The organism is Nocardia sp. NPDC056100, from assembly GCF_042266325.1.
Taxonomy (GTDB): domain Bacteria; phylum Actinomycetota; class Actinomycetes; order Mycobacteriales; family Mycobacteriaceae; genus Nocardia.
Map to the genome: position 1 here is coordinate 191,236 of NZ_JBHJVY010000003.1, position 23,548 is coordinate 214,783.

Consider the following 23,548-nt stretch of genomic DNA (forward strand, 5'->3'; position numbering starts at 1 on the left):
GGCCGGAAAGCCAGATATCCCAAGGATCGAGCCATGCACAGGATCGCGATCGTAGCGGTACCGCCGGTGACCACATTCGACCTGTCGATTCCGGAGGTGGTCTTCCCCGCCACGGTCATCGACGGCGCACCCGGATACGAGGTGACGCTGTGCACGCCCGATCCGGGCATCGTGCCCGGCTACAACGGCACGCCCGTGGTGATCGAGCGCGGACTGGACGCGGCCGCGACCGCGGACACCCTGATCGTCACCGGAACCGGAGCCCGCGCCGAAGGCGATCCACGAGTGCTGGATGTCCTGAGAACCGCTGCGGCCCAGGGCAAGCGGATCGCCTCCATCTGCACGGGCGCGTTCGTGCTGGCTCAGGCCGGACTGCTGGACGGCCGCCCCGCCACCACCTACTGGCTGTTCTCCGATGAGATGCGCGAGCGCTTCCCCGCGGTGGATCTGCAACCCGATGTGCTGTTCGTCGACGACGGCCGGATTCTCACCTCCGCCGGACTCGCGGCGGGAATCGACCTGTGCCTGCACATGATTCGCGCCGACTACGGTGCGGTCGCCGCCAACGCGGTGGCGCGGCTGGCGGTGATGGCCCCCTTCCGGCCGGGCGGCCAAGCCCAATTCATCGAGACACCCCTGCCGCCGGAGACCGGCGCCTCGCTCGCGGCGACCCGGGAGTGGGCGCTGGCGCGATTGGAGCAGCGGCTCGCGCTGCGCGACCTCGCGGCGCACGCGAATGTCAGCACCCGCACCCTCACCCGGCGGTTCCGGGAGGAGACCGGTGCGAGCCCACTGCAGTGGCTGCTGCATCAGCGAGTGGATCGCGCCAGAGAGTTGCTGGAGGCGACCGAGCTGTCCATCGAGGAAGTCGCGCGGCGGTCCGGACTCGGTACCGCCGAATCGTTGCGTCAACATCTGCTGCGCCGGAATGGGCTGACGCCGAGCGGCTATCGCGTTGCGTTCAGCCGCAGGCGGTAGCTGTGCGACGCGCCGGTATCCACATCTGCGCAGTTCAAACCCGAAACGGTGCTCTAATCGATACCGGTAAGCCAATTCACGGCAAACAATCCCGATAGCTCGCCCGCAAGCCCCAGTTCCGCTGTTAGCATTTTCACACTTTGCCAGCGAGCCGAACATCTTGTGCGGTCCGTCACATATCGTGTGGTCGCGCATGATTTTCGGCGAGAACCGGAGGACCACGCATTGACCAAGTCCGCCTCCGTGCTGCTGTCCGCGATCGCAGGTGCTTCGGCCTTGCTTCTCACGGTGACAGGCCCGGCCGCAGCCAATCCCAATGCCATCAATCCGATTCCGGTGCTCAATGGCACCAATGGGCTACCCCAGCTGCCCGGTCGCACCAAAGCGGTCTTCCAGGTCACCGGTATGCAGAGCCCCAACAACACCCAGGCCTACAACGTGCTCGGGACCGACCTCGGCATCATGTGGGACAACGGCAACGGCGAAATGCTCACCACCTTCGGTGACACCGCCGGCCTCGGCTTCCCCAATCTGCTTGTCGGCAGCACCTGGGCCTGGCGCTCGAACATTCTGGTGCGCTCGCACACCCAGAATCCGTCCAACGGCATCTACTTCGACAGCGTCGTGCGCGATATCTTCGGCCAGGCACGCGATCTCATCCCCAGCCCGAAGATCCCGTTCCTGGAGATCAGCCGCATCCCCACCGCGGCCATCTCGGTCGGCGGCACCCAGTTCATGAGCCTGATGTCCGTGCAGAGCTGGGACGATGTCGGCCAGTGGACCACCAATTTCTCCGGTCTCGCCGTCTCCGGTGACAATGGCGAGAACTGGGTGGAACTGCCCGCCACCCGCCGCCCCGACGATCGCGGCAATGCCAACTTCCAGATGAACTCGTTCGTCAAGAACGGCGGCTTCGTCTACGAATACGGCACCGCGTCGGGCCGCAATAATCCGGCATTCGTGGCACGCGTACCCGAGGCGGCCATCGGCGACCTCGGAGCATACGAATACTGGGTGGGCGATCAGTGGAAGCGCGGTGACGTGGACGGGGCCACCCCGGTCATCGGCGGCGGCATCGCCGAGATGTCGGTGCAGTGGAATGACTATCTCGGGCAATACATCATGCTCACCACGGATCCGTGGAACTCGGTGGTCATGTACCGGGCGCCGAATCCGGAGGGGCCGTGGAGCGGGCCCGAGGTGCTCATCGACACCCGGGAACTCCCGACCGCCTACGCGCCGTCGATCTTCCCGTACCAAACCGGCCGTGATCTCTACTTCCTCACAACCGTGCACAGCCAGTACAACGTGATCCTGATGCACACCACGCTCTGACGAGTCGTGTTTGGGGTCGGCTTCTAGACTCGGGGGCATGGATGCCGACGGCTGGGACAGGCACTACTCGAGCACCGAGTTGGTGTGGGGCGCACCGCCGAACGACACCGTGGTCGAGCAGGTGTTCGGGCTGGAGCGGCGACTGCCGCTGACCGGATTCGGGGTCGGCGAACCGCGGCCCGAACTGCCCCGGGTACTGGACCTCGGCTGCGGTGAGGGACGCAACGCGCTGTGGCTGGCCACGCATGGCTGGCAGGTCGATGCCGTGGACTACGCACAGGCCGGCATCGACAAGGGCCGCACCGTCGCCTCGCGACTGTCGCGGTCCGTGCGCGGGCGCATCAGCTGGCATTTCGCCGATGTGACCGATCTGCTCGCCGCCGGACTCACCGGACCGTACGAGCTGATCCTGCTGGCCTTCGTGCACCTGCCCGCCACCGACCGCCGCGCCCTGCTGCTGAGCGCCGCCGGCATGCTCTCCCCCGGCGGCACCCTGCTCGTACTCGGCAATGACACCTCGAATCTCACCGAAGGCTATGGCGGCGAACAGGATCCGGCACTGACCTTCACCCCGAACGATATCGTCGACGATCTCGCCCCCACCGGCGACGATCTGCGCATCCGCGTGGCGGATCGGGTGCACCGTCCGACCGAGGAACGCGACGCCATCGACGCCCTGGTCGTGGCCACCAAACCGATCCCGGAGGAAGCGGCCCCGGCCCTGCCCGCCGACGCGGTCGCGGAGCCACTCGCGCTCGAAGCGCCTACACCGGCGGACGACTGACCCTTTCCGTCATTCCGGTGTCTATGCGGTCCAGCGAAGCAGCCACGGGGTGACTGTTCCGGCGATGTCGTCGAAGCCCGCGCGGTAGGAATGCGCTTGGCCGGGAATGACTTTCACCTCGGTGGCGTCGGCGGGGTCGGGGATGCCGAAGGGGTCGCGGGCACCGTTCACCACCACAACCGGGATATCGCCGACGTCGAGGAGTTCCTCGCGGCGGGATTTCTCCGGCTTACCGGGCGGGTGCAGTGGAAATGACAGGGCGACAACGCCCTTGGCCTTCGCCGCGACGGCAGTGCGGCAGGCGACGCGCGCGCCATTGCTGCGGCCGCCCTGGATGAGCGGGACGCCGCGGAACTTCTTGCGCACGGCGGCGATGATCTCCAGCCAGGCGGCGTCCTGCACGTCGGCCTTGCCGGGGGCGCGGCGGCCCGCCACGCGATAGGGCTGGGTCACCAGGACCACCGCGCCACCGGATTCGAGGGCCGAATCACGCACGGCGAGCAGGTCTTTCGCATCCACGCCGCCGCCGGAACCGTGCGTGAGCACCAGCAGGAAGGCGGGCGGTTTCTTCGCGGGTCGCGCGATGTCGATCTCGGCGGGACCGGCGCTGGTTTCGATGCGCACCGCCTCACGCTAGCGATTGCGCGGCTGTGAATTCGCGTGCCGCTCCGGCCGCTGATCAGCGGGTATGGGATCACCGCCGATTCGGCCGGGATGCGGGCCCTGAGCGGCGCGGGTGCCTTTCATCACATTGGCCTCGATCGTCTTGAGACGGCCCTTACCCATGGGTAACATGGCGCTTAAGTTACCCGTCAGTAGCGCTAGCTTTACGGTGTCTACTCGGTGGACCAACGGGCGGGAACGGCACAACCGAACCGCACCCATCTCAATGGAGAGTGAGTACGACCATGGGTCACTACAAGAGCAATGTCCGCGACCTCGAGTTCAACCTCTTCGAGGTGCTCGGCCTCGGTTCCCTCCTGGACGGCGGCGCCTACGGCGACCTCGACACCGAGACCGCCAAGGAAATGCTGAACGAGGTCCGTCGCCTGGCCGAGGGCCCGCTCGCCGACTCCTTCGAGGACGGCGACCGCAACCCGCCGACCTTCGATCCGGCCACCCACACGGTCACTCTCCCCGAATCCTTCAAGAAGTCCTACCGCGCCCTCGAGGACGGCGGCTGGGCCAAGGTCGGCGTGCGCGAGGAGCTCGGTGGCCTCGGCGCCCCGTCCGCCCTCACCTGGGCGCTCGGCGAAATGATCCTCGGCGCCAACCCCCCGGCTCAGATGTACGCCGCCGGTGCGGGTTTCGCGCAGGTCTTCTACAACAACGGCACCGATGAGCAGAAGAAGTGGGCTCAGGCGATCGCCGACCGCAACTGGGGCGCCACCATGGTGCTGACCGAGCCGGACGCCGGCTCCGATGTCGGCGCGGGCCGCACCAAGGCCGTCAAGCAGGAAGACGGCTCCTGGCACATCGAGGGCGTCAAGCGCTTCATCACCTCGGGCGACTCCGACGACCTGTTCGAGAACATCATGCACCTGGTGCTGGCTCGCCCCGAGGGCGCCGGACCGGGCACCAAGGGCCTGTCCCTGTTCTACGTACCGAAGTTCCACTTCGACTTCGAGACCGAGACCCTCGGCGAGCGCAACGGCGTCTTCGTGACGAACGTCGAGCACAAGATGGGCATCAAGGTTTCGGCCACCTGTGAGGTCACCTTCGGCGGCCACGGCGTGCCCGCCAAGGGCTGGCTGGTCGGCGAGGTGCACAACGGCATCGCGCAGATGTTCGACGTCATCGAGAACGCTCGAATGATGGTGGGCACCAAGGCCATCGCCACCCTGTCGACCGGTTACCTGAACGCGCTGGACTACGCCAAGATCCGCGTCCAGGGCGCCGACCTGACCCAGATGACCGATAAGGCCGCGCCCCGCGTGACCATCACCCACCACCCGGACGTGCGCCGCTCGCTGGCCATGCAGAAGGCGTACGCCGAGGGCCTGCGCGCCATCTACCTGTACACCGCCGCGCACCAGAACGCCGATGTGGCGGAACTGGTTTCGGGCGCCGATAAGGATCTGGCGTTCCGCGTCAACGATCTGCTGCTGCCGATCGTCAAGGGTGTCGGTTCCGAGCGCGCCTACCAGTACCTGACCGATTCGCTGCAGACCTTCGGTGGCTCCGGCTTCCTGCAGGACTACCCGATCGAGCAGTACATCCGCGACGCCAAGATCGACTCGCTGTACGAGGGCACCACCGCCATCCAGGCGCAGGACTTCTTCTTCCGCAAGATCGCCCGCGATCGCGGTGTGGCGCTGGCCCACGTGGCCGGCCAGGTGCAGAAGTTCATCGAGCGCGAGGGCGGCAACGGTCGTCTGAAGGCCGAGCGCAAGCTGCTCGCCACCGCCCTCGAGGATGTGCAGGCCATGGCCGCCACCCTGACCGGGCACCTGATGGGCGCCCAGCAGGACCCGAAGGAGCTGTACAAGGTCGGCCTGGGCTCGGTCCGCTTCCTGATGGCCGTCGGCGATCTGCTCATCGGCTGGCAGCTGCTGCAGCAGGCCGAGGTCGCCATCAAGGCGCTGGACAACGGCTCCACCGAGGCGTTCTACACCGGCAAGATCGCCACCGCGCAGTTCTTCGCGCGCAACGTGCTGCCGGAGCTGACCGCCACCCGCGCCATCCTGTCGAACCTGGACAACGACATCATGGAGCTGGACGAGGCCGCGTTCTGACCTGAGCCTGCGGCTCGATAGCAATCGGTGCGCCCCCGGGATGACTCCCGGGGGCGCACCGCTGTCTGTGGATAAAGGTTGGGGCCCGGAGGATTCCGGGCCCCCAACTCCTGTTTGTGATCTATCCCAAGTCATCCCAAGGGTTATCCACAGGCGGTGGATAACCTGTGTGCGAAGGGATCTCAGCTCACTCGCACTTCACGATCGGGATGGGGTCGTATTTGACGGTGCGGGTGTGGCGGTAGGTTTCCTTGCCGGACTTGGCATCTCGAATGATTCGGGTATCCGACGTGGTGAAACCCGGTGCGCCCTCCGAGGCGATGCAGTTCTTGCCCTTGGGGAGCGTCACCGTATTCGGCTCGGTCGGCTTCACGCGGTCACCGGTGATCGACTCCACCTCAACGGTTTTGGTACTCCACAGGCGCACCGTCAGCTCCGAGTCACCGCCGATGGTCTCGATGTAGATGCCGTACGGGGTGTTGTTGCGGAACTTCAGATCGATCGCGCCGTCGAAGACCGTGGCCTCGCGGGCGGCCGGATACCGGGAGATGTAGTAGCTGTGCTCGGTGTGGTCGACGTCTTCCAGACCGGCGAAGTAGGCCGCGTTGTAGAGCGTGGTGGCGAACTGGCTGATACCGCCGCCGACCGCGGTGCTCGGGCGGCCGTGATCGATGATGCCGGACTCGACATAGCCCTCCGCCACACCGCGGGTACCGGTGAAGTCGTTGAGCGAGAACACATCCCCGGGCCGGATCACCGCACCGTCCACCTTGCGCGCCACCGTGCGGATGTTCACGCCGGACGGACCGCTGAAACCGCCCGTGGTGAACGATCCGACGGGCTGCACCACACCGAACTTCTCGGCGTCGGCGGTGGTCAGCTTGGGCTGCACCGGTTCGTAGACGACGGCCTTGGCGTGATCGCCGGGTGAAATCAGCAGGGCGGGAAGACCTTCGAAGGTCTTATCCCAGTTGACGGCATCGCCGACCACCGCGGGCACCAGGGTGGCGCGGCTGCCCGCCAGCGTCCAGGTGGCGTCCTTGGGTTCCACCACGGTGGGCTTCAACTGTGGTTCCAGTGCCGCGATCAGCGCGTCCCGGCTGTACGAGAGCTCCAGTGCGCCTTGATCGTTCGGCTGGAAGACGAGCGCGCCCGCGAGCTGGGCGGGGTCGAGCACGGCATTGCCGCCCTTACCGGTGAAGGTGACCGGGACGCGCACCGCGGGCTGGGCGATCTCGCGCAGCGCCCTGTCCACCGCCGCGGAGCTGACCCGGGCCTGCTTCTCGACGGCGGGCAGATCCAGCACCGAACCGTCGGCCCAGTGGCCGACGAGCTGGGCGCGCGCGGCGGCCACATCGAGCACCCGCCCGGGCACCGGGTGCACCGGCACCGGCTTGCCCTGGTCGAAGACGATGCCGCCCTCGACGGGCTGGCGGTCATTGGCGCGCAGCGCGTCCAGCTGTGTGGTCATGGCGGCGTCGTCGACCAGGGTCGCGGGTTCCACCCGCCGGGTGGTGAACACCGACCACACCCGGGTGAACGGGTTCAGCGGCTGACCGCCGATGCGGTCCCAGGTGCCGTCCCAGTCCACCGACAGGCCCGCGGTGCGCGGCACCAGATCGGTGCGCACATCCCCGATCTCGACCGTGAGCGGTTGTGCGACACGCTTATCGAGTTCCAGCTCCAGCCGGGTCTGCGCCTGTGCGCGCTGCAGCCCGCCGATATCGATGCCCGCTACCTGCACGCCACGCGGCGTCTGCCCGGACGAGAGCGTCCAATCCACCGCGAAAGCGATGCCTCCGACCGCCATCAGCACACCCGCCGCGATCCCGGCGCGGCGGGCCGTCGGCGAGTTCAGGAACTGGCGTACGGGTGTCGAAGGTTCGGCCGGGGTCTGTTGCGCACGCGCATGCCGCCCGGGACTTCCGCTGGTCACGAACCATCCTCCCAAATGGTTGAATCCGGACTCGCGCACGCGAGCCCGCCACCCACCATAGTGGGCGGCTCCGACACGGGGGTTTGTCCAGGCTCGCAGCAACTTCTGTGCAATACGGCACCGGAAACGAAGAGAGGCTCCGTGCGGTTGCCGGGTCGGGGGTCTGGCAACAGCACGGAGCCACCCCTTTATCGACACCCGTTCGAGGGCGTTACACACCTTCCCGATGAGACCGGAAAAAACTTCCGGCAACCGGAACTGGGACAATCAAGACGATCGCACCGGAACAGTCAGTAGAACCCGGGGCCGCCCGTGGTTCGGGACGACTCGAGGAGATGACATGCAGCTCGGAATGATCGGCCTGGGCCGGATGGGCGCCAATATCGTGCGGCGCATCGTCCGGGACGGGCACACCGCCGTCGGCTTCGAACGCAAGAGCTCGCATATCGACGAACTCGGCGCCGAACTCGGCGACAGCTTCTCCGGCAGTACCGAACTGAGCAAGTTCGTCGCCATGCTGGAGACGCCCCGGGTGGTGTGGGTGATGATTCCGGCGGGCGCGACCGGCGCGGTGATCGATCAGGTCGCCGAACTGCTGGAACCCGGTGACATCATCATCGACGGCGGCAACAGCCGCTACCACGAGGACATCAAACGCGCGAAGGCGCTCCAGCCCAAGGGTATTCACTATCTCGATATCGGAACCTCGGGTGGCGTATTCGGTTTGGAGCGCGGCTTCTGCCTGATGATCGGCGGTGAGGCCGAGACGGTGGCCCATGTCGAACCGCTGCTCAAATCCATTGCCCCGGGCGTGGATACGGCCCCGCGCACCCCCGGGCGCACCGGCACCCCCGCCACCTCGGAAGAGGGCTATCTGCACTGCGGCCCCGCCGGTGCGGGACATTTCGTGAAGATGGTGCACAACGGCATCGAATACGGCGCGATGGCAGCGTATTCCGAGGGCATGAACATCCTGCACCGGGCCAATGTCGGCAACGAGCAGGACACCGAGCATTCGGCCGAGGTCACACCGCTGGAGAATCCCGAGTTCTACCGATACGACATCGATATCCCCGAGGTCACCGAGGTGTGGCGGCGCGGTTCGGTGGTCGCCTCCTGGCTGCTCGATCTCACCGCCGCGGCGCTCTACGCCGATCCGAACCTGGATTCCTTCGGCGGCAATGTCTCCGACTCCGGTGAGGGCCGCTGGACGCTGGACGCCGCCATCGACGAGGGCGTGCCCGCGCCGGTGCTGTCCGCGGCGCTGTTCCAGCGCTTCTCCTCACGCGGTGAATCGCTGTACGCCGACAAGGTGCTGTCGGCCATGCGCCAGGCCTTCGGCGGTCATCACGAACTACCGAAGACCTAGCGAGCCGGAGATCAGAGACCCAGTGCCTGCGCCAGCATCTTCGCGACCGCCAGCGGTCCGAAGGTGAGCAGGTAAACCACACCGTCCACGATGGCCATCATCGGGCGGCTCCTTTCGATAGGGGTGTCATTCGAAGTTGCCGTCGATCCAGTCGATGGTCTGCATGCCGAACAGGTCGACGCCCCAGCCGTACATATCGGTGATGAAGCGTTCCATGCTGCAATCGGTCGGGGCGTAGGTGACGTCCGCGCCCTGACCGCGATAGGTCTCGGCGAGATTCCTGGCGTCCGCCGCGGGCACCAGCGACATCGGCGAATCATCCTTGGCGCACGAGGAGATCATGATCTTCGACGTCGGAGTTCCATTGCGCCCCAGCACATTGTTCGCGAACGCGCGCTGGAAATCCGGCTCGTCGGCCGGATTGCGGCCCGAGGTGAACAGCGCCTCCATCGGCACGAACGGCAACCCGAAATAGGCGGGCACCTGGCACTGCGTGCGATAGAAGCTCGCCAGCGCCTGCCCGGCGGGGTTGAGCTTTTCGTTCACCCGCATCTCCGGATACCAGGGCTCCAGGCCGAGCAGCGTCGCGAGCGCGAAGCCCGAACCGATCGAACCGCTGGTGACGCGCATGAAATTGGCGGGATCGACGACCATGCCCTCCAGCAGCGTGGACTTGATGTCCAGCTCCGGCGCGTACGCCGGCGCCATTTCCGCCGAGAAGGCCGCTCCCACACCGCCGCCCGCGATACCGAACAGGGCGATCTGGGTGTCATTGCTCAACCCCGACGCCGGAAGCCGCAATGCCGCACGTGCGCCGTCCAATTGGGCGTGCCCGGAGTAGGTGCCGACGAAGACGCCGTGCGGATCGCGGTCCGCGTCATTGCCGACGTCGGAGATCATCACCGCGTAGCCCTTGTCGAACATGAGCGCCAGCGGGCCCAAGGCCGACCACGACGAACCGTCCAGGGGCGCGCCGCCGGTCCACTGCGTGCTCGGATGGCACGACCAGCCGACGCTGTCGTTCGCCTCCTGATAGGAGATGAGGCGGCGTTCGGCGGCGGGCTTGCCGTCCTTGGGGATCATCAGGATGCCGGTGCTGATGACCGGGGTGACGCCGTCCGGCGCGGTCGTGACGTACATCAGTTTGTGCGCGTCGACCGTCGTCGGCTTGACGCCCAGGAACATCACGTCGACGGGCTTGGATTTCAGGATGTCACCGGGCTTTTCGGCACCGGTGAGCGGAGGCTCCTGATAGAAGGGGTCATTCGCGAGCAGTGCCTCGAATTTCTCCTCCGGAGAAGCGTTTTCGGCGGTGTTCAGCGTGCCGATGACGAATCCGTTGAAGACCCGGTCGATTCCGGGCACCGGATTCACCGGGGTCACGGGATTCACCGGGGTCACGGGGCTCGCCGGTTCGGCGGTCGCCACGGCGGTGCCCGACAGCAGGACGGCCGCGGCGAACAGCACGGCGGGAAGTGTGCGTCGCATGGTTATCGCACCGCCATTTCCGCGCCGGTGGTGACCGGGTTCGCCGGTGTCACCTGCAGTTGCCGCACAGCCGAATCGAGCAACTGCGGAATGTTCAGCAGCGGGCGCTTCGATTCCATCTGCACCTCGTAGGGCGTGCGCATGGTGGCCTCCAGGGCGGGCCAGTTGTTCTCGACCTGATCGCGGTACTTGGGCAGCAGTTCCTCGGTGATGTACTCCCAGCGCGAATCCAGCACCGACCAATTCCATTCCGGCAGCGGCAGAGTCAGCAGCGAGGGGGTGCCATCGGCCGCGGTGAACGGGATCCGGATGGGGTGGAACTGACGGGGCGGCACCACGCCCGCGACCGACGGGGAACCCGCCGCACCGCTGAGGTAGGTGATGGCCTCGCCGACATCGCCCTTGTACGAACGCACTTCGTCCCACTGCCGGGCGATGGCCCACTGCTGTTCCCGGCGCAGCAGGGCGCGATTGCCGGTGGCGACGCGTTCGCCGTTCCCGGAGGCGACATCGCGCCACGCGGCCATGATGTCATCGCCGAAGAGTCCGGCGGCCTGGAATTCCGCGAGCGCGGGCAGTCCGCCCGTGACGTACGCGTCGTGCATGGGCATGAGGTCGGAGAAGATGTTCTTCTGCATCACCAGGATTCCCGCGATGACGTGGTCGACATCCTCGGGGGTGATGCGCGGGGCGGCCGACGCGAGCGCGCGCAGCCCGGCGGGCAGTCGCTGCACGGCCTGCGGTCCCGCGGCCCGCTGCACGGCGTCGAGCACCGCACCGGCCGATTCGGAAATCCCCGGCAGCCCATAGAGATCCGAGCCCATCAGCTCGAAATCGATGAGCCCGCCGCCGAAGTCGGCGCCGACCTGGCCGCCCATTCCGGCCCACTGGAGTTCGCGGTGCCCCAGTTGCAGATCCTCGTAGTAGCGGTAGGACCTGATGAGATTGTCGCGATTGGCGCGCACCCCGTCGCGCGGATTCCAGGCGCGCAGGTCGATGCCCGCCTTGCCGGTCGCGTCGACGAGCCAGTACTGGTAGAGCAGGGCGGCGTAGCGCTGGGGCGGAACATTCTGTGCGCGAGCCTGTTCGAGCAAGGTGCCGAGTTCGGTGCGGTCGTAGGGCAGGTCCGGGTGGACACCGCCGGGACCGGCAGCCGCGTCCCGGTTGACCAGCGGCAGATCGAGATAGCGGTCAACTTCACTCGCCGAGGCCGGTGCCGCGGCGGCCATTCCCACTCCCACCGCGGCGGCGACTCCCAGCGCGGCCGTGCGCAGCATTGCGCCGATTCGCATATGTCAGTCCTCCATCAGGTTCGTCCCATAGAACCGGCCCGGCAGGTTTGCCACAACACTGCCAGTGGCCGATCTGAGACAACTTCCCCTTGGCGCACATCCGCCAGATTCGGCTCGATTCCCCCGCAACAATCCGCAGACGTGCGTATTTATGCAGCTAGATAGGGCTATCCAGCGCGCGAACAGGATGCTACTGGACGGATGTCCGAATCACTTAATCGCCATATGTGTCGATCGCCACAGGTTTGCCAAAATCAGCCCCATAGGGTTGCCCACACAAACCGGACCGAAACACCGGTGTCCGAATAGGCGCGAACCCCGGCGGCGGCTACCGTCGGATGCCATGCGCAACGCTCCTGGGATCGTGATCGCACTCACCGCCCTCGTATTGGCCGGCTGCTCCGGCAGCGGGTCCGATCAGTCGGCCCAATCGACCACCACCACAACGGGATCCAGCGAATCCACCCCGCCGCCGACCAGCTCCGCACCGCAACAGGACTGCGCGGCGGGGTATTTGGCGAATTTCACGCTGCGGCAGAAGCTGGCGCAATTGCTCACCGTCGGCGTGACCGGCGAGGCCGATGCCGAGAACGTGGTGAAGACCGAGCAGATCGGCGGCATCTTCGTCGGCAGCTGGACCGATAAGGCGATGCTGGCCCAGCATCAGATCGACAAGGTGCAGGCCGCCTCCCGCACCCCGCTCATGGTCACCATCGATGAGGAGGGCGGCCGGGTTTCGCGGGCCAAGGACCTGATCGGCGTCGCACCGTCCGCCCGCGCCACCGTCGGCCAGATGAGCGCCGACGAGTTCTACACCTTCACCCTGGATCGATCCAAGAAGCTGAAGGCGCTCGGCGTCACCGTCGATTTCGCGCCCGATGTGGATGTGAGCAGCCAGCCCGACGATTCGGTGATCGGCGACCGCTCCTTCTCCGATGATCCGAATGTGGTGGCGCAGTACGCCGATGCGTACATCCGCGCCGCGCACGACGCCGGGCTCGGCACCGTCATGAAGCATTTCCCGGGCCACGGTTCGGGCTCGGGCGATTCGCACACCGGTGCGGTGAAGACCCCGCCGCTGGCGCAATTGCAGACCTCGGATCTGGTCCCGTATCGCAAGCTCATCGACTCCGGTTCGGCCGTCATGGTCGGGCACCTCGATGTGCCCGGACTGACCGAGCCGGGTAAGCCCGCCAGCATCAGCAAGGAAGCCATGGATTTGCTGCGCCAGGGCACCGGCTATGGCGCTGCCCCGTTCGACGGCGTGATCTTCACCGACGATCTGGGCGGTATGGCCGCCATCACCGCGCGCATGAGCATCGAGGACGCGGTGGAGGCCGCCCTGGTCGCGGGTGCCGACAATGCGCTGTGGATCACCACGGACGCCGTTCCGCAGGTGCTGGACCGCCTGGTGCAGGCCGTGCAGAGTGGCCGCCTACCGGGAAGCCAGGTGGATGCCTCGGTACTCCGGATGGCAAAGTACAAGGGCACCGCTCCACACTGCTGACGCCCGATGGCGAATCACCGGCAATTCGCACTCGCGGAACTTACCTTGGAGTAAGATAGGGGCTTCGATATGTCCTAGGAGATGTGGATGGCAGGCGGAACGAAACGACTTCCCCGCGCGGTGCGCGAGCAGCAGATGCTCGACGCCGCGGTGGAGGTCTTCTCGCGCAAGGGTTATCACGACACCTCCATGGACGCCATCGCCGCCGAGGCGAAAATCTCCAAGCCCATGCTCTACCTGTACTACGGCTCCAAGGACGAACTGTTCCGCGCCTGCATCCACCGCGAGAGCATGCGGTTCATCGAAGCCGTCGCGGTGGCGGGCAACCCCAAGCTCACCCCGCACGAACAGCTGCGGGCGGGCCTGGAGGCATTCCTGTCCTACGTCGATCACAACCGGCTGTCCTGGCAGGTGCTCTATAGACAGGCACTCGGCCAGCAACCCTTCGCCTCGGAGATCTCCAACAGCCGGGACCGGGTCATCGAGCTGACCGCGAAACTGCTCGAATCCAGCGCCAAGTACGCCGAGCCCGGCACCAATTTCGAAGTGGTGTCGGTCGCGGTGATCGGCGCGGGCGAGGCCATCGCCGACCGGGTCGCCAGCGGCACCGTCGATATGGCCGAGGCCGTGGACCTGCTCGACAACCTCGCCTGGCGCGGTCTGTCCGGTAAGAAGAAGGAAGCCGAACCCGCCTGACGGGACGAATTTCCCGCAGCGCTTGCCAGTCCCGTTAACGCCTGCCACAGTCGCTCGGATTGTGTTGTTGGACGGCCGGTGCGCACCGGCCCGGGAAACGGGGACTCGCATTGTTCGGAATGCTCAAGCCGTGCGCGCACAGTGCCGCCCGATACGGTATGGAAGCGACCGCATGGCAAACCCAGATGTGCGGGCTCTGCCTGGGGCTGCGGGACGGGCACGGGCAGCTCGCACGGGCCGCCACCAATACCGACGCCATCGTGCTCGGCGTACTCACCGAGGCGCAGCAGACGCTGACACTCGAGCGCACCGAGGCCGGGCCCTGCCCGCTGCGCGGTATGCGCAAGGCCAGCGTCGCACCCGCGGACTCCCCCGGTGTACAGCTGGCCGCCACCGCCTCACTGCTGTTGGGCGCGGCCAAGATTCGCGATCACATCGACGACGGTGACACCCGCCGCCTGAGCAAGCGGCCGATGGCGCACGTCGCCGATCGCTGGCACAACCGGGCGCGCGCGGCCGCCGCGCCCATCGGCCTGGATATCGACCCGCTCATCACCGCGATCGAATCGCAAGTGGCGCTGGAGGAATCCGGAGCATCGCTCGCGGAACTGACCGCGCCCACCCAGCTGTGCGCGGCGGAGTTGTTCGCGCACACCGCGATTCTGGCCGGACGTCCCGAGAACGCCGATGCGCTACGGGAAGTGGGCTGGCATTTCGGCCGCATCGCCCACCTCGCGGACGCCATCGAGGATATCGACGAGGACCGCGCGGCAGGCCGCTTCAATCCCCTGACCGCGACCGGCACCAGCACCGCCGATGCGCACGCCCTACTGCGCGAATCGAATTCGCTGCTGAAGGCCGCCCTGGTCACGGTCGGCCTGGATCGCACCACGTCCATCCGCTGGATGCTGCTGGACCCGCTGCACGGCGTCGTCCGCAAGCTGGGCCGGGCCGCCGGAACCGTGCACGCCTGCGCCACGCACGCCTGCGGCACTCATCGGAGCACCGAATCCTTGGTTCCCGCAGCCGGTTCGGAATTCCTGGTGACCGCCGTCGCGAACGGTCCGTACGCGGTGTTCGGCACCGAGCCGCCGCGCACGCCCTTCCGCAGGCCCGGATTCTGGGAGGGCATCGGAATCGGGTTGTCCCAGTACTGCACCGGATACGCCTGCTGCGCCGAGCACACCAGCCCGTGCAGCGGCGAACGCAAGGACTCCTGGTTCAATCGGGGGTGCTGCGATTGCAGCGACTGTTGTGACTGCGGCGATTGCTGCAGCGGCTGCGACTGCTGCGATTGCGACTGCTGCGGCTGCGATTGCAACTGCTGAGCGCCGAAAACGTAAAAGCCGCACACCGATTCCCCCTCCGGATGTCGAAACCCCTGCGTGGCGACATACGGTGTTGAATCGGTGCGCGGCTCTCGCCCCGCCCCTGCGGGGCCGACGCTGTCGGCGGCCCGACCATACCTGTGATGGCCGGACCCCGTGGTGGTTCGGAAACCACCGAATCGGCGTGACCCCGGGTCTTCGGATGAACTGTCACCAATTTGCCACACTCGGTGCGACATTGCTGGCTTCGGTGCGCCACGGTCTCAGCCGAGACCGTGGCCGAACCGACTCAGCGAATGGTGGCGGTCAGGTGGGGGTAACCCTTCTTCGGGTTCTTCAGGGCGAGATCCCAGCCGCCCTCGACCTTGTCGGCGTAGACGTTGATCGTCGACGGCAACAGGATCGGCTTACCGAATTTGACCGCGTACGTGGCCTTTTCGGGAACGCGACCCTCGAGGTTGGACAGGATGTTGGCCGCGGACCACATACCGTGCGCGATCGGCTTCGGGAACCCGAAAGCCTTGGCGCCCAACGCCGAGGTGTGAATCGGGTTGTGGTCACCGGACGCGTTGGCGTACCGGCTGATGGTCTGCTGATCCACCCGCAGCGTGCGCAGCGGCGGCGGCGGAACCTCATCCGGCTTGGGCTCGGGCTTGGGCCCGCCGGACAGCGAGGTGCGCTGCTGGTGCAGGAACGTGGTGACCTGACGCCACACCAGTTCCCGGCCCACGCTCACCTCGGTGATGGCGTCCACGAGCAGACCCTTGGGGTGCTCGCGCAGGTTCTCGATATGGGTGTCGAAATCCAGCGGTTCGGAGACCGAGATCTCCCGGGTCCGCTCGATCACGTTCTCCGCGTGCACCGCGCCGACCGCCACGAACGGGAAGTCGCGGGCGACAACCAGCTGCATGGCGAGCGGGAAGCTGAGCACGAACGGGTAGGTCAGCGGCAGGGCGTCGCTGAACCGCAGTCCGGTCGCGCGGCAGTAGGCGGCCAGGTGATCCGGATCGACCTTGAAGCCCTCCAGCCGCACGGTGCGGTCCGGCAGCTTGGACGGGCGGTTCGACAGTCCGGGCACCGGCAGCGCGCCGAGCGCGGCCTTGACGAACAGGCCGGAGTTCTTCGGCACCTCGCCGAGCTTGATGGTCTGGCTCATCATGCTCCGATCAGGCTCTGGCCGCAGACGCGAACGATGTTGCCGGACACCGCGTTCGACGCCGGGGAGGCGAAGTAGGCGATGGTCTCGGCGACGTCGATGGTCTGACCGCCCTGCAGCAGCGAGCTCATCAGGCGACCGGCCTCACGGGTGGTCAGCGGGATGGCCGCCGTCATGGCGGTCTCGATGAAGCCCGGCGCGACGGCGTTGATGGTGATGCCCTTCTCGGCCAGCTTCGGGGCTTCGGCGTTGACCATGCCGATGACACCGGCCTTGGACGCGCCGTAGTTGGTCTGGCCGCGGTTGCCCGCGATACCGGCGATGGAGGACACGTCGATGACGCGGCCACCGGACTTGAGCGCGCCCGCGGCGACCAGGCCCTCGGTAATGCGGTGCGGGGCAGCCAGGTTCACGTTGATGACCGAGTTCCAGCGGCCCTCGTCCATGTTCGCGAGCAGCTTGTCGCGGGTGATGCCGGCGTTGTGCACGACGATGTCGATGCCACCGAAACGCTCGGTCGCGAACGCGGCCAGCTTCTCGGCGGCGTCGGCGGCGGTGACGTCCAGGGCCAGCGCGGTCGCGCCGACCTTGTTGGCGGTCTCGGACAGGGCTTCACCGGCGGCCGGGATATCGGCGACGATCACGGTGGCGCCGTCGCGAGCGAACACCTCCGCGATGGTCGCGCCGATACCGCGAGCCGCACCGGTGACCACGGCGACCTTGCCCGCGAGCGGCTTGTCCCAGCTGGCCGGGGCGGTGGAGTCGTCCTTGCCGACGCGGAAGACCTGGCCGTCGACGAAGGCCGACTTGCCCGAAAGGATGAAGCGGAGAGTCGATTCCAGGCCGGTGGCGGTCGCGGCGGCCTCCGGGTGCAGGTACACCAGGTTGCCGGTGGAACCGCGCAGCAGTTCCTTGGCGACCGAGCGGCTGAAGCCCTCGAGCGCGCGCTGGGCGATCTGCTCGTCGACGGACGCGGTCAGCTCGGGGGTGGTGCCCACGACCAGGATGCGGCCGGACGCGGCGAGGCTGCGCATGGCGGGCTGGAAGAACTCGAACAGCTGCTGCAGCTCTTCGATGGTGCGGATGCCGGTGGCGTCGAAGACCAGCGCACCGAGCTTGGTGCCCGGGGTGACCGAATCCACAAAGCTGTAGTCGGACAGCAGGTTACGGGCGGCATCGGCGACCCGGCCCTTACCGCCGAGCAGCACCGGACCCGGGAGCGCGGGCTGACCTGCGACGTAGCGGCGCAGGTTCTCCGGCTGCGGCAGACCCAGCTTGCTCGCCAGGAACGCGCCCGGAGCAGAGTGGATGAAAGATCCGTACAGGTTGGGAGCGCCCTTGCTCTTGCTGGCTGCCACTGTTCCTACCTTCTCTTGTCTAGGCCCCGCGGGCGGTCTTGGGCACATTCGCGGGGTACGGTGTCGACAAATGAACTTACTCCAGAGTAAGTTTAATGTAAACCGACCAATGCCGGTCCCGCGGGACCGTGCGAGTACGGAAATCCACCCGACGAGACACTGGAGACTCGAGTGACCACCAAAGCCCGTTCGGCGAAGCCCGCGGCCAAGACCGCCAAGCAGGCCAAGCCTGTCGCGATCCTCGGCGGCAACCGGATTCCGTTCGCCCGTTCCGACGGCAAGTACGCGCACGCCTCCAACCAGGACATGTTCACCGCCGCGCTGAACGGTCTGGTCAGCCGCTTCGGGCTGCAGGGCGAGCGCCTCGGCATGGTCGTCGGCGGCGCGGTGCTCAAGCGCGTCGGCGAGCACGGCATGATCCGCGAGAGCGTGCTCGGCTCCACCCTGTCCCCGTACACCCCGGCCCACGATCTGCAGCTCGCCTGCGGCACCGGCCTGCAGGCCATTCAGACCGTGGCCGACGGAATCGCGCTGGGCCGCTTCGAAGCCGGCGTCGGCGGCGGTACGGACACCACGTCCGACGCGCCCATCGGCGTCAGCGAGTCGATGCGCGAGTGGATGCTCGACGCCAACCGCGCCAAGAACAACAAGGACTACGCCAAGCTGGTCGGCCGCCTGCGCCCGTCCATGGTCGGCATCGAGATCCCGCGCAATGCCGAACCGCGCACCGGACTCTCGATGGGTGAGCACGCCGCCATCACCGCCAAGGAATTCGGCGTCGCCCGCGAGGCCCAGGACGAGCTGGCCTACCTGTCGCACAAGAACATGGCGGCCGCCTACGACCGCGGTTTCTTCGACGACCTGATCACCCCGTTCCTCGGGCTGACCCGCGACGACAACCTGCGTCCCGGCTCGACCATCGAGAAGCTGTCCACCCTGAAGCCGGTCTTCGGCGTGAAGCTGGGCGACGCCACCATGACCGCGGGCAACTCCACCCCGCTCACCGACGGCGCGTCCACCGTGCTGCTGTCCACCGACGAGTGGGCCGCCGCGCGCAACTTGTCGCCGCTGGCCTACCTGGTCGACTCCGAGGTCGCCGCCGTCGATTACATCCACGGCCCGGACGGCCTGCTCATGGCTCCCACCTACGCGGTGCCGCGCCTGCTCGCCCGAAACGGCCTGACGCTGCAGGACTTCGACTACTACGAGATCCACGAGGCGTTCGCCTCCGTGGTGCTCGCCACCCTGCAGGGCTGGGAGTCGGATCAGTACTGCAAGGAGCGCCTGGGCCTGGACGGCGCGCTTGGTTCCATCGACCGCAGCAAGCTGAACGTGAACGGCTCCTCGCTCGCCGCGGGCCACCCGTTCGCCGCCACCGGTGGTCGCATCATCGCCTCCACCGCGAAGATGCTGGCCGAGAACGGTGGCGGGCGCGCGCTCGTCTCCATCTGTGCCGCGGGCGGCCAGGGCGTCGTCGCCATCGTGGAGCGCTAGGAACACTCCGCTCGCGCGGAAGCGAAATACCAAGGGCGGGGCCCGGTTCCGAGGGAACCGGGCCCCGCTCCGGTCTTTCAGGGCAGCAGCCGGTGGGTTCTGGTCGCGAGATCGGAGATGCGCAGGGTGGGGTAGCCGGTGACGGCGCTGTGCAGGGTGTCGCCCAGGGAATCGGTCCAGTGGGCGGGGATGCGGGACGCGCCTGTGCAGATGCCCGCCACCGAACCCGCCGTCGCGCAGTTCGATCGCGAATCCCAGCCCGCACCCGCGGTCAGGCGCACGGTTTCGGTGAAATCGCCGTCGCCCCAGAGCAATCCGGCGGCGATGAGACAGGCGTTGCCGATCGAATGCAGGCGGTTGTAATGCGCGTGGCGTTCATGGATCGCGAGGCGCGCCCGGTCGAAATCCAGGTAGTTCGCATGATCGTCGATGACCTCCGAGAGCGCCACCGCCAAACGGGAATTCGCCGGGATGACACGCTGCGCCCGATCCAGCGCCTCGCCCGGACGCGCGGCCGTGAATGCCGCCGCTATCAGCGCCGCGGCCCATCTCGCCGCCCATAATCCATTGCCGGTGTGCGAGACCGAGGCATCCCGGGCGGCCAGTTCCGCGGCGCGGACCGGATCACCGGGATTGGTGTAGCCGTAGATGTCCGCACGCACCAGCGCACCCCGCCACTCCCGGTAGGGATTTCGGTAGCTGGCCGTATCCGGGGGCAGGAAACCGTCGATGAGATTGCGGTACGCCACCCGCTCGGCAGTGGTGGTGCGCAGGAACGGCAGTCGTTCCAGCCACAGCGCCGAGACGTCGTCGGCGATGAATTCGGCGCCGTACTGCTCGAGCAGATGCAGGCCGAGAATCGTGTAGTCAAGGTTTTCGTCACGCGCGCAACCGATTACGGCCGTGACCCGCGGACCGGACAGCGCGCACCCCGCGCATCTGCCCAGCCAGCCGCCATGGATGCGGTCGAACAGCTCGGTCCGGGAGTAATCCACCGGCGTGCGATATCCGGGCGAATCACGGGCCGCACCAAGGTTGTTCGGATCACCGCCGGTGGCGCTCCATTCGAAGTACCGCCAGTCCGGCGACCGCGCCGCCGATTCGATGCGATCGAGCAGTCGCCAGCAGGCCGCGTCCATCGGCCGGTCGGCCCGCGACAGCTCGTTCACATCTTCGGCGAAATCGGCTACCGCGTAACCGGATTCGAGACGCTGGCACCATTCGTAGTAGAGCAGTGCGCGGGGATCTGCCTCATGATGGCCGAATACGGCCGCTTCGATCGAGGACACCGGATCACAGCACCGCGATGGTGGCGTCGAGTAGCTCCGATAACAGGGGTAGCGATTCATCGCGCTGGGGTGCGCGCGCCCACCACCTGCCCTCATGGGTGTGCCTGCCGAATCCGGTGGGCAGGATGACATTACTGCGATGCGGGCCGATGTCCACGCTGTTGCGCTCCAAGCGTTCGAGCCATTCGTCTGAAGGATACCCGTCGAACACCGCCAGGAAGGTGCGGCGCGGCGGCCGATCGCGCACCAGCACCGGGCCGGGCACGCCGCGCACCGTCAATTCGCCGAGTATCAAGGCGCCCAACGGTTCCGGGGTGTTCAAGGCCGCGATGGTGTCCACCAGGGGTAGCACCACGAAGCCGGGGGTGGTGACATGCACATGCGGCAAACCGAACAGGGAGCGATACACGCTCGCCCATTCCTGCGGGGTAGTCAGCTCGTCCAACCGCACAATCCACCCCTCGTCCGGGCTCAGCTCCAACGACGGCGATGTCGAGTCGGCGGTATGGCAGGTGCCGACACGTCGGTGAGAAAACCGACTCCTGTCAGTGAAAACCGGAGTCGCGTATCCCACCACTGATTTGGGTGAATCGTTCGCAAACTGTGGACAACCCGCGACAGACGGAAGTCGTCAAGTCGGCTTCCGGCAACCTTTCCGGGGTAACCTCGATACGGAGACATGCGTTCCCATCAGGAGGTTCGTCATGCCGTGCGATTTGATGCTCATCGCGTACGACGGGTCCGAGAATGCGCGCCGCGCCGTCGAATACGCCGGGCGGTTCCTGTCCGCGAACAGAGCCGTGGTCCTCACCGCCTGGGAGCCGATGGCCCGCCAGGCCGCGCGACTGTCCGGACTCTCCGGGGTGATGCAACCGGAATGGATGCCCGACGACGAGATCGAGGACGTGGCGTACGTCGACGCCAGGACCATCAACTCCGAGGGCGTGCGACTGGCCAAACTCGCCGGGCTCAATGCCGAGGCGAGCACCGTCGAATGCACCACCACCATCTGGAACGCCATCGTCGAGGTGGCCGACGATCTGGATGTGGACATCATCGTCGCGGGCACCCGCGGCGCGACCGGCATTCGGGCGCTCATGCATTCCAGCGTCGCGGACGCGGTGCTCAAACACTGTCACCGGCCGGTGCTCATGGTCCCGCCCGGCCGCGAACCCGCCCCGAAATCCTGAGCGATCGGCACGCGTGACACTCCCCGCCGCACCCGCCGCGCGGGCCTGCGAGATGAGTCCTTCAGGGCCGCAATGACACTGGGGACCTGCGCCGGAGCGGTGTGATCGGCGCGACAGAGACTTCCGTCGCTCCGGGGATTCAGCCGCGCACGAGCGGACTATGGTCGGAAGACCATGGACGGATTTCTGCTGGCGTCACCCAATGGCGTGGTACGCACCAGAGGCGCCCGCATCAGCTTCGATGCGGCGGCCGACGCGGCGGCCGCGCTGCGCGCCGGAGACGCCGAGCTGATCACCGGTGCGCTGGCGTTCGATCCGCGCCGACCGGCCGCACTGTGCGCACCCGAAGAAGCGCTGCACACCGCCGGGCCATGGCGGCCCGCCGCGCTGCCGGAATTGCCCGCCGTGCGCGTGGTATCCGAAATGCCCAGCGCCGCAGAACATGTGGCGCGCGTGACCAAACTGGTCGAACAACTCTCCGATCCGGAACAGCCGCTGCGCAAGGTGGTGGCGGCGCGCTCACTGCTCGCCGAAGCCGACGCACCGCTGGAACCGGAGGTGGTGGCCGCACACCTGGTCACCCGGCATCCGCGCGCCAATGTGTACGCCGTCGACCTCACCCCGGCCGGACGGCCCGGCGAAACCCTGCTCGGCGCGACACCCGAGGTGCTGGTCGCACGCCAAGGGCGCACGGTAACCCTGCGGCCGCTCGCGGGCACGCTGCCCCGGCTGGCCGATCCGGACGCCGATGCGGCACAGGCGCGAGAACTGTTGTCCAGCAGCAAGAATCTCGAAGAGCACGCGTACGTCGTGGAATGGATTCGCGACCAACTCGCGCCCGTCTGCGGCACGCTGAACATCCCCGACGGCCCGGAACTGCTGAATACGCCCGAGGTTTGGCATCTGGCCACCCCCATCACCGCCGAACTCGACGATCCGTCGGTCACCGCCCTCGACCTGGCGGTACTGCTGCACCCGACCCCCGCGATCTGCGGCACGCCGACCCCGCTCGCCCTCGACGCCATCTGCGATCTCGAAGGCGACCGCGGCTTCTACAGCGGCGCGGTCGGCTGGTGCGATTCCAGCGGCGACGGCGAATGGGTGGTCGCCATCCGCTGCGCCGAACTCTCCGCCGACGGCCGCTCACTGCGGGCCTTCGGCGGCGGCGGCATCGTCGCGGCCTCGGACCCGCACACCGAACTGCTGGAAACCACCGCCAAACTCCGCACCTTCCTCGGCAGCCTGCACTGCGCGGTCCCCGAATAGCGCGGCGGTGCATCCGCCCGGTCAACGGGCTGTTCAACTGTGCAGAATGCCCGGATGCGGACGCCGAGCGGGCTGGGCGGTACGGACCTATCCGCTTCCCAGCGCTCAACCTGCTAGGTTGGCTCGAGTTACGCATGCGTCGATGTATGGGAGTCCGCGATGAAGTTTGCCGTTCCTGGTGTAGCGAGCGCTGCCGGTGGGGCCCTGATCGGGCTGGCGGTGGTGCTGGGCATCACGATGGCGGCCTCACAGGACAAGCGCCCGGAAATCGACCGGAGCGGCGACGCCTCCTCGTCGCTGCTCAACCACGTTGAGTACGGCGCACGCTGACCGGCTGACCTCCGATC

General features: G+C 67.0%; 21 protein-coding genes. 12 read left to right on the forward strand and 9 right to left on the reverse strand.

The features are described from left to right. Window positions 1-33: 33 nt before the first annotated feature. From ACFC0O_RS23075 to ACFC0O_RS23085, 3 genes are all read left to right on the forward strand, one after another. Complete coding sequence (locus ACFC0O_RS23075; RefSeq protein ID WP_375961071.1) at window positions 34-978, forward strand: GlxA family transcriptional regulator; 945 nt, start codon at window positions 34-36, stop codon at window positions 976-978. 225 nt (window positions 979-1,203) lie between these two features. After that, complete coding sequence (locus tag ACFC0O_RS23080; protein WP_375961073.1) at window positions 1,204-2,313, forward strand: DUF4185 domain-containing protein; 1,110 nt, start codon at window positions 1,204-1,206, stop codon at window positions 2,311-2,313. A gap of 37 nt (window positions 2,314-2,350) precedes the next feature. Further along, window positions 2,351-3,097, forward strand: a complete 747-nt coding sequence (locus ACFC0O_RS23085) for a class I SAM-dependent methyltransferase (RefSeq protein ID WP_375961075.1) — start codon at window positions 2,351-2,353, stop codon at window positions 3,095-3,097. Window positions 3,098-3,118: 21 nt separating this feature from the next. On the opposite strand, the gene ACFC0O_RS23090 is transcribed toward ACFC0O_RS23085, so the two are convergent. Next, window positions 3,119-3,721, reverse strand: a complete 603-nt coding sequence (locus ACFC0O_RS23090) for an alpha/beta family hydrolase (protein WP_375961077.1) — start codon at window positions 3,719-3,721, stop codon at window positions 3,119-3,121. 9 nt (window positions 3,722-3,730) lie between these two features. After that, the gene (locus tag ACFC0O_RS23095) at window positions 3,731-3,892 is read right to left on the reverse strand and encodes a hypothetical protein (protein WP_375961079.1); all 162 of its coding nucleotides are present in this window, start codon (window positions 3,890-3,892) and stop codon (window positions 3,731-3,733) included. A gap of 113 nt (window positions 3,893-4,005) precedes the next feature. Here ACFC0O_RS23095 and ACFC0O_RS23100 point away from each other — a divergent pair, with 113 nt between their 5' ends. Then, on the forward strand, window positions 4,006-5,832 hold the full coding sequence (locus ACFC0O_RS23100) for an acyl-CoA dehydrogenase (protein ID WP_375963746.1): 1,827 nt from the start codon (window positions 4,006-4,008) through the stop codon (window positions 5,830-5,832). Window positions 5,833-6,019: 187 nt separating this feature from the next. Here the strand turns inward: ACFC0O_RS23100 and ACFC0O_RS23105 are convergent, their stop codons facing one another. Further along, window positions 6,020-7,768, reverse strand: coding sequence for a VanW family protein (locus tag ACFC0O_RS23105; protein WP_375961081.1), 1,749 nt, complete (start codon window positions 7,766-7,768; stop codon window positions 6,020-6,022). Window positions 7,769-8,108: 340 nt separating this feature from the next. Between ACFC0O_RS23105 and gnd the strand changes: the two genes are divergently transcribed. Then, window positions 8,109-9,137 carry a phosphogluconate dehydrogenase (NAD(+)-dependent, decarboxylating) gene (gene gnd / locus ACFC0O_RS23110; RefSeq protein WP_364636378.1) on the forward strand — a complete coding sequence of 343 codons (1,029 nt, stop codon included), beginning with the start codon at window positions 8,109-8,111 and terminating at the stop codon, window positions 9,135-9,137. Window positions 9,138-9,263: 126 nt separating this feature from the next. Here gnd and ACFC0O_RS23115 read toward each other — a convergent pair whose 3' ends face one another. After that, a complete protein-coding gene (locus ACFC0O_RS23115) occupies window positions 9,264-10,625 on the reverse strand; it encodes a lipase family protein (protein WP_375961084.1) in 1,362 nt (453 codons plus the stop codon). Between the two features lie 2 nt (window positions 10,626-10,627). Further along, the gene (locus ACFC0O_RS23120) at window positions 10,628-11,917 is read right to left on the reverse strand and encodes a hypothetical protein (protein ID WP_375961086.1); all 1,290 of its coding nucleotides are present in this window, start codon (window positions 11,915-11,917) and stop codon (window positions 10,628-10,630) included. 343 nt (window positions 11,918-12,260) lie between these two features. On the opposite strand from ACFC0O_RS23120, the gene ACFC0O_RS23125 reads away from it, so the two are divergent. The 3 genes from ACFC0O_RS23125 to ACFC0O_RS23135 all read left to right on the forward strand — a co-directional run bounded on the left by ACFC0O_RS23125 (window position 12,261) and on the right by ACFC0O_RS23135 (window position 15,448). Then, a complete protein-coding gene (locus ACFC0O_RS23125) occupies window positions 12,261-13,424 on the forward strand; it encodes a glycoside hydrolase family 3 N-terminal domain-containing protein (protein ID WP_364636384.1) in 1,164 nt (387 codons plus the stop codon). 87 nt (window positions 13,425-13,511) lie between these two features. Further along, entirely contained in the window at window positions 13,512-14,120 is a 609-nt protein-coding gene (locus tag ACFC0O_RS23130; RefSeq protein WP_364636386.1) for a TetR/AcrR family transcriptional regulator, read from the forward strand. A gap of 158 nt (window positions 14,121-14,278) precedes the next feature. Then, window positions 14,279-15,448: a DUF5685 family protein gene (locus ACFC0O_RS23135; RefSeq protein WP_375961088.1), complete on the forward strand. Its 1,170-nt coding sequence runs from the start codon at window positions 14,279-14,281 to the stop codon at window positions 15,446-15,448. Between the two features lie 289 nt (window positions 15,449-15,737). Here the strand turns inward: ACFC0O_RS23135 and ACFC0O_RS23140 are convergent, their stop codons facing one another. Then, entirely contained in the window at window positions 15,738-16,604 is an 867-nt protein-coding gene (locus ACFC0O_RS23140; RefSeq protein ID WP_375961090.1) for a MaoC family dehydratase, read from the reverse strand. Further along, entirely contained in the window at window positions 16,604-18,010 is a 1,407-nt protein-coding gene (locus ACFC0O_RS23145; RefSeq protein WP_364636392.1) for a 3-oxoacyl-ACP reductase, read from the reverse strand. Before ACFC0O_RS23145 ends, ACFC0O_RS23140 begins: the two co-directional genes overlap by 1 nt. Before the next feature lie 123 nt (window positions 18,011-18,133). Here ACFC0O_RS23145 and ACFC0O_RS23150 point away from each other — a divergent pair, with 123 nt between their 5' ends. Then, window positions 18,134-19,456 (forward strand): acetyl-CoA C-acetyltransferase, encoded by a 1,323-nt coding sequence (locus tag ACFC0O_RS23150; protein WP_364636394.1) that lies wholly within the window; start codon window positions 18,134-18,136, stop codon window positions 19,454-19,456. A 77-nt stretch (window positions 19,457-19,533) separates the two neighbouring features. On the opposite strand, the gene ACFC0O_RS23155 is transcribed toward ACFC0O_RS23150, so the two are convergent. After that, window positions 19,534-20,745 (reverse strand): ADP-ribosylglycohydrolase family protein, encoded by a 1,212-nt coding sequence (locus tag ACFC0O_RS23155; protein WP_375961093.1) that lies wholly within the window; start codon window positions 20,743-20,745, stop codon window positions 19,534-19,536. A 4-nt stretch (window positions 20,746-20,749) separates the two neighbouring features. After that, window positions 20,750-21,190, reverse strand: coding sequence for a hypothetical protein (locus ACFC0O_RS23160; RefSeq protein ID WP_375961095.1), 441 nt, complete (start codon window positions 21,188-21,190; stop codon window positions 20,750-20,752). A 259-nt stretch (window positions 21,191-21,449) separates the two neighbouring features. On the opposite strand from ACFC0O_RS23160, the gene ACFC0O_RS23165 reads away from it, so the two are divergent. The 3 genes from ACFC0O_RS23165 (at window position 21,450) to ACFC0O_RS23175 (ending at window position 23,531) form a co-directional block, all read left to right on the forward strand. Then, a complete protein-coding gene (locus ACFC0O_RS23165; RefSeq protein ID WP_375961097.1) occupies window positions 21,450-21,935 on the forward strand; it encodes a universal stress protein in 486 nt (161 codons plus the stop codon). 174 nt (window positions 21,936-22,109) lie between these two features. Further along, entirely contained in the window at window positions 22,110-23,201 is a 1,092-nt protein-coding gene (locus tag ACFC0O_RS23170; RefSeq protein WP_375961099.1) for an isochorismate synthase MenF, read from the forward strand. Window positions 23,202-23,360: 159 nt separating this feature from the next. Next, entirely contained in the window at window positions 23,361-23,531 is a 171-nt protein-coding gene (locus tag ACFC0O_RS23175; RefSeq protein ID WP_364636404.1) for a DUF2613 domain-containing protein, read from the forward strand. Window positions 23,532-23,548 lie beyond the last annotated feature (17 nt).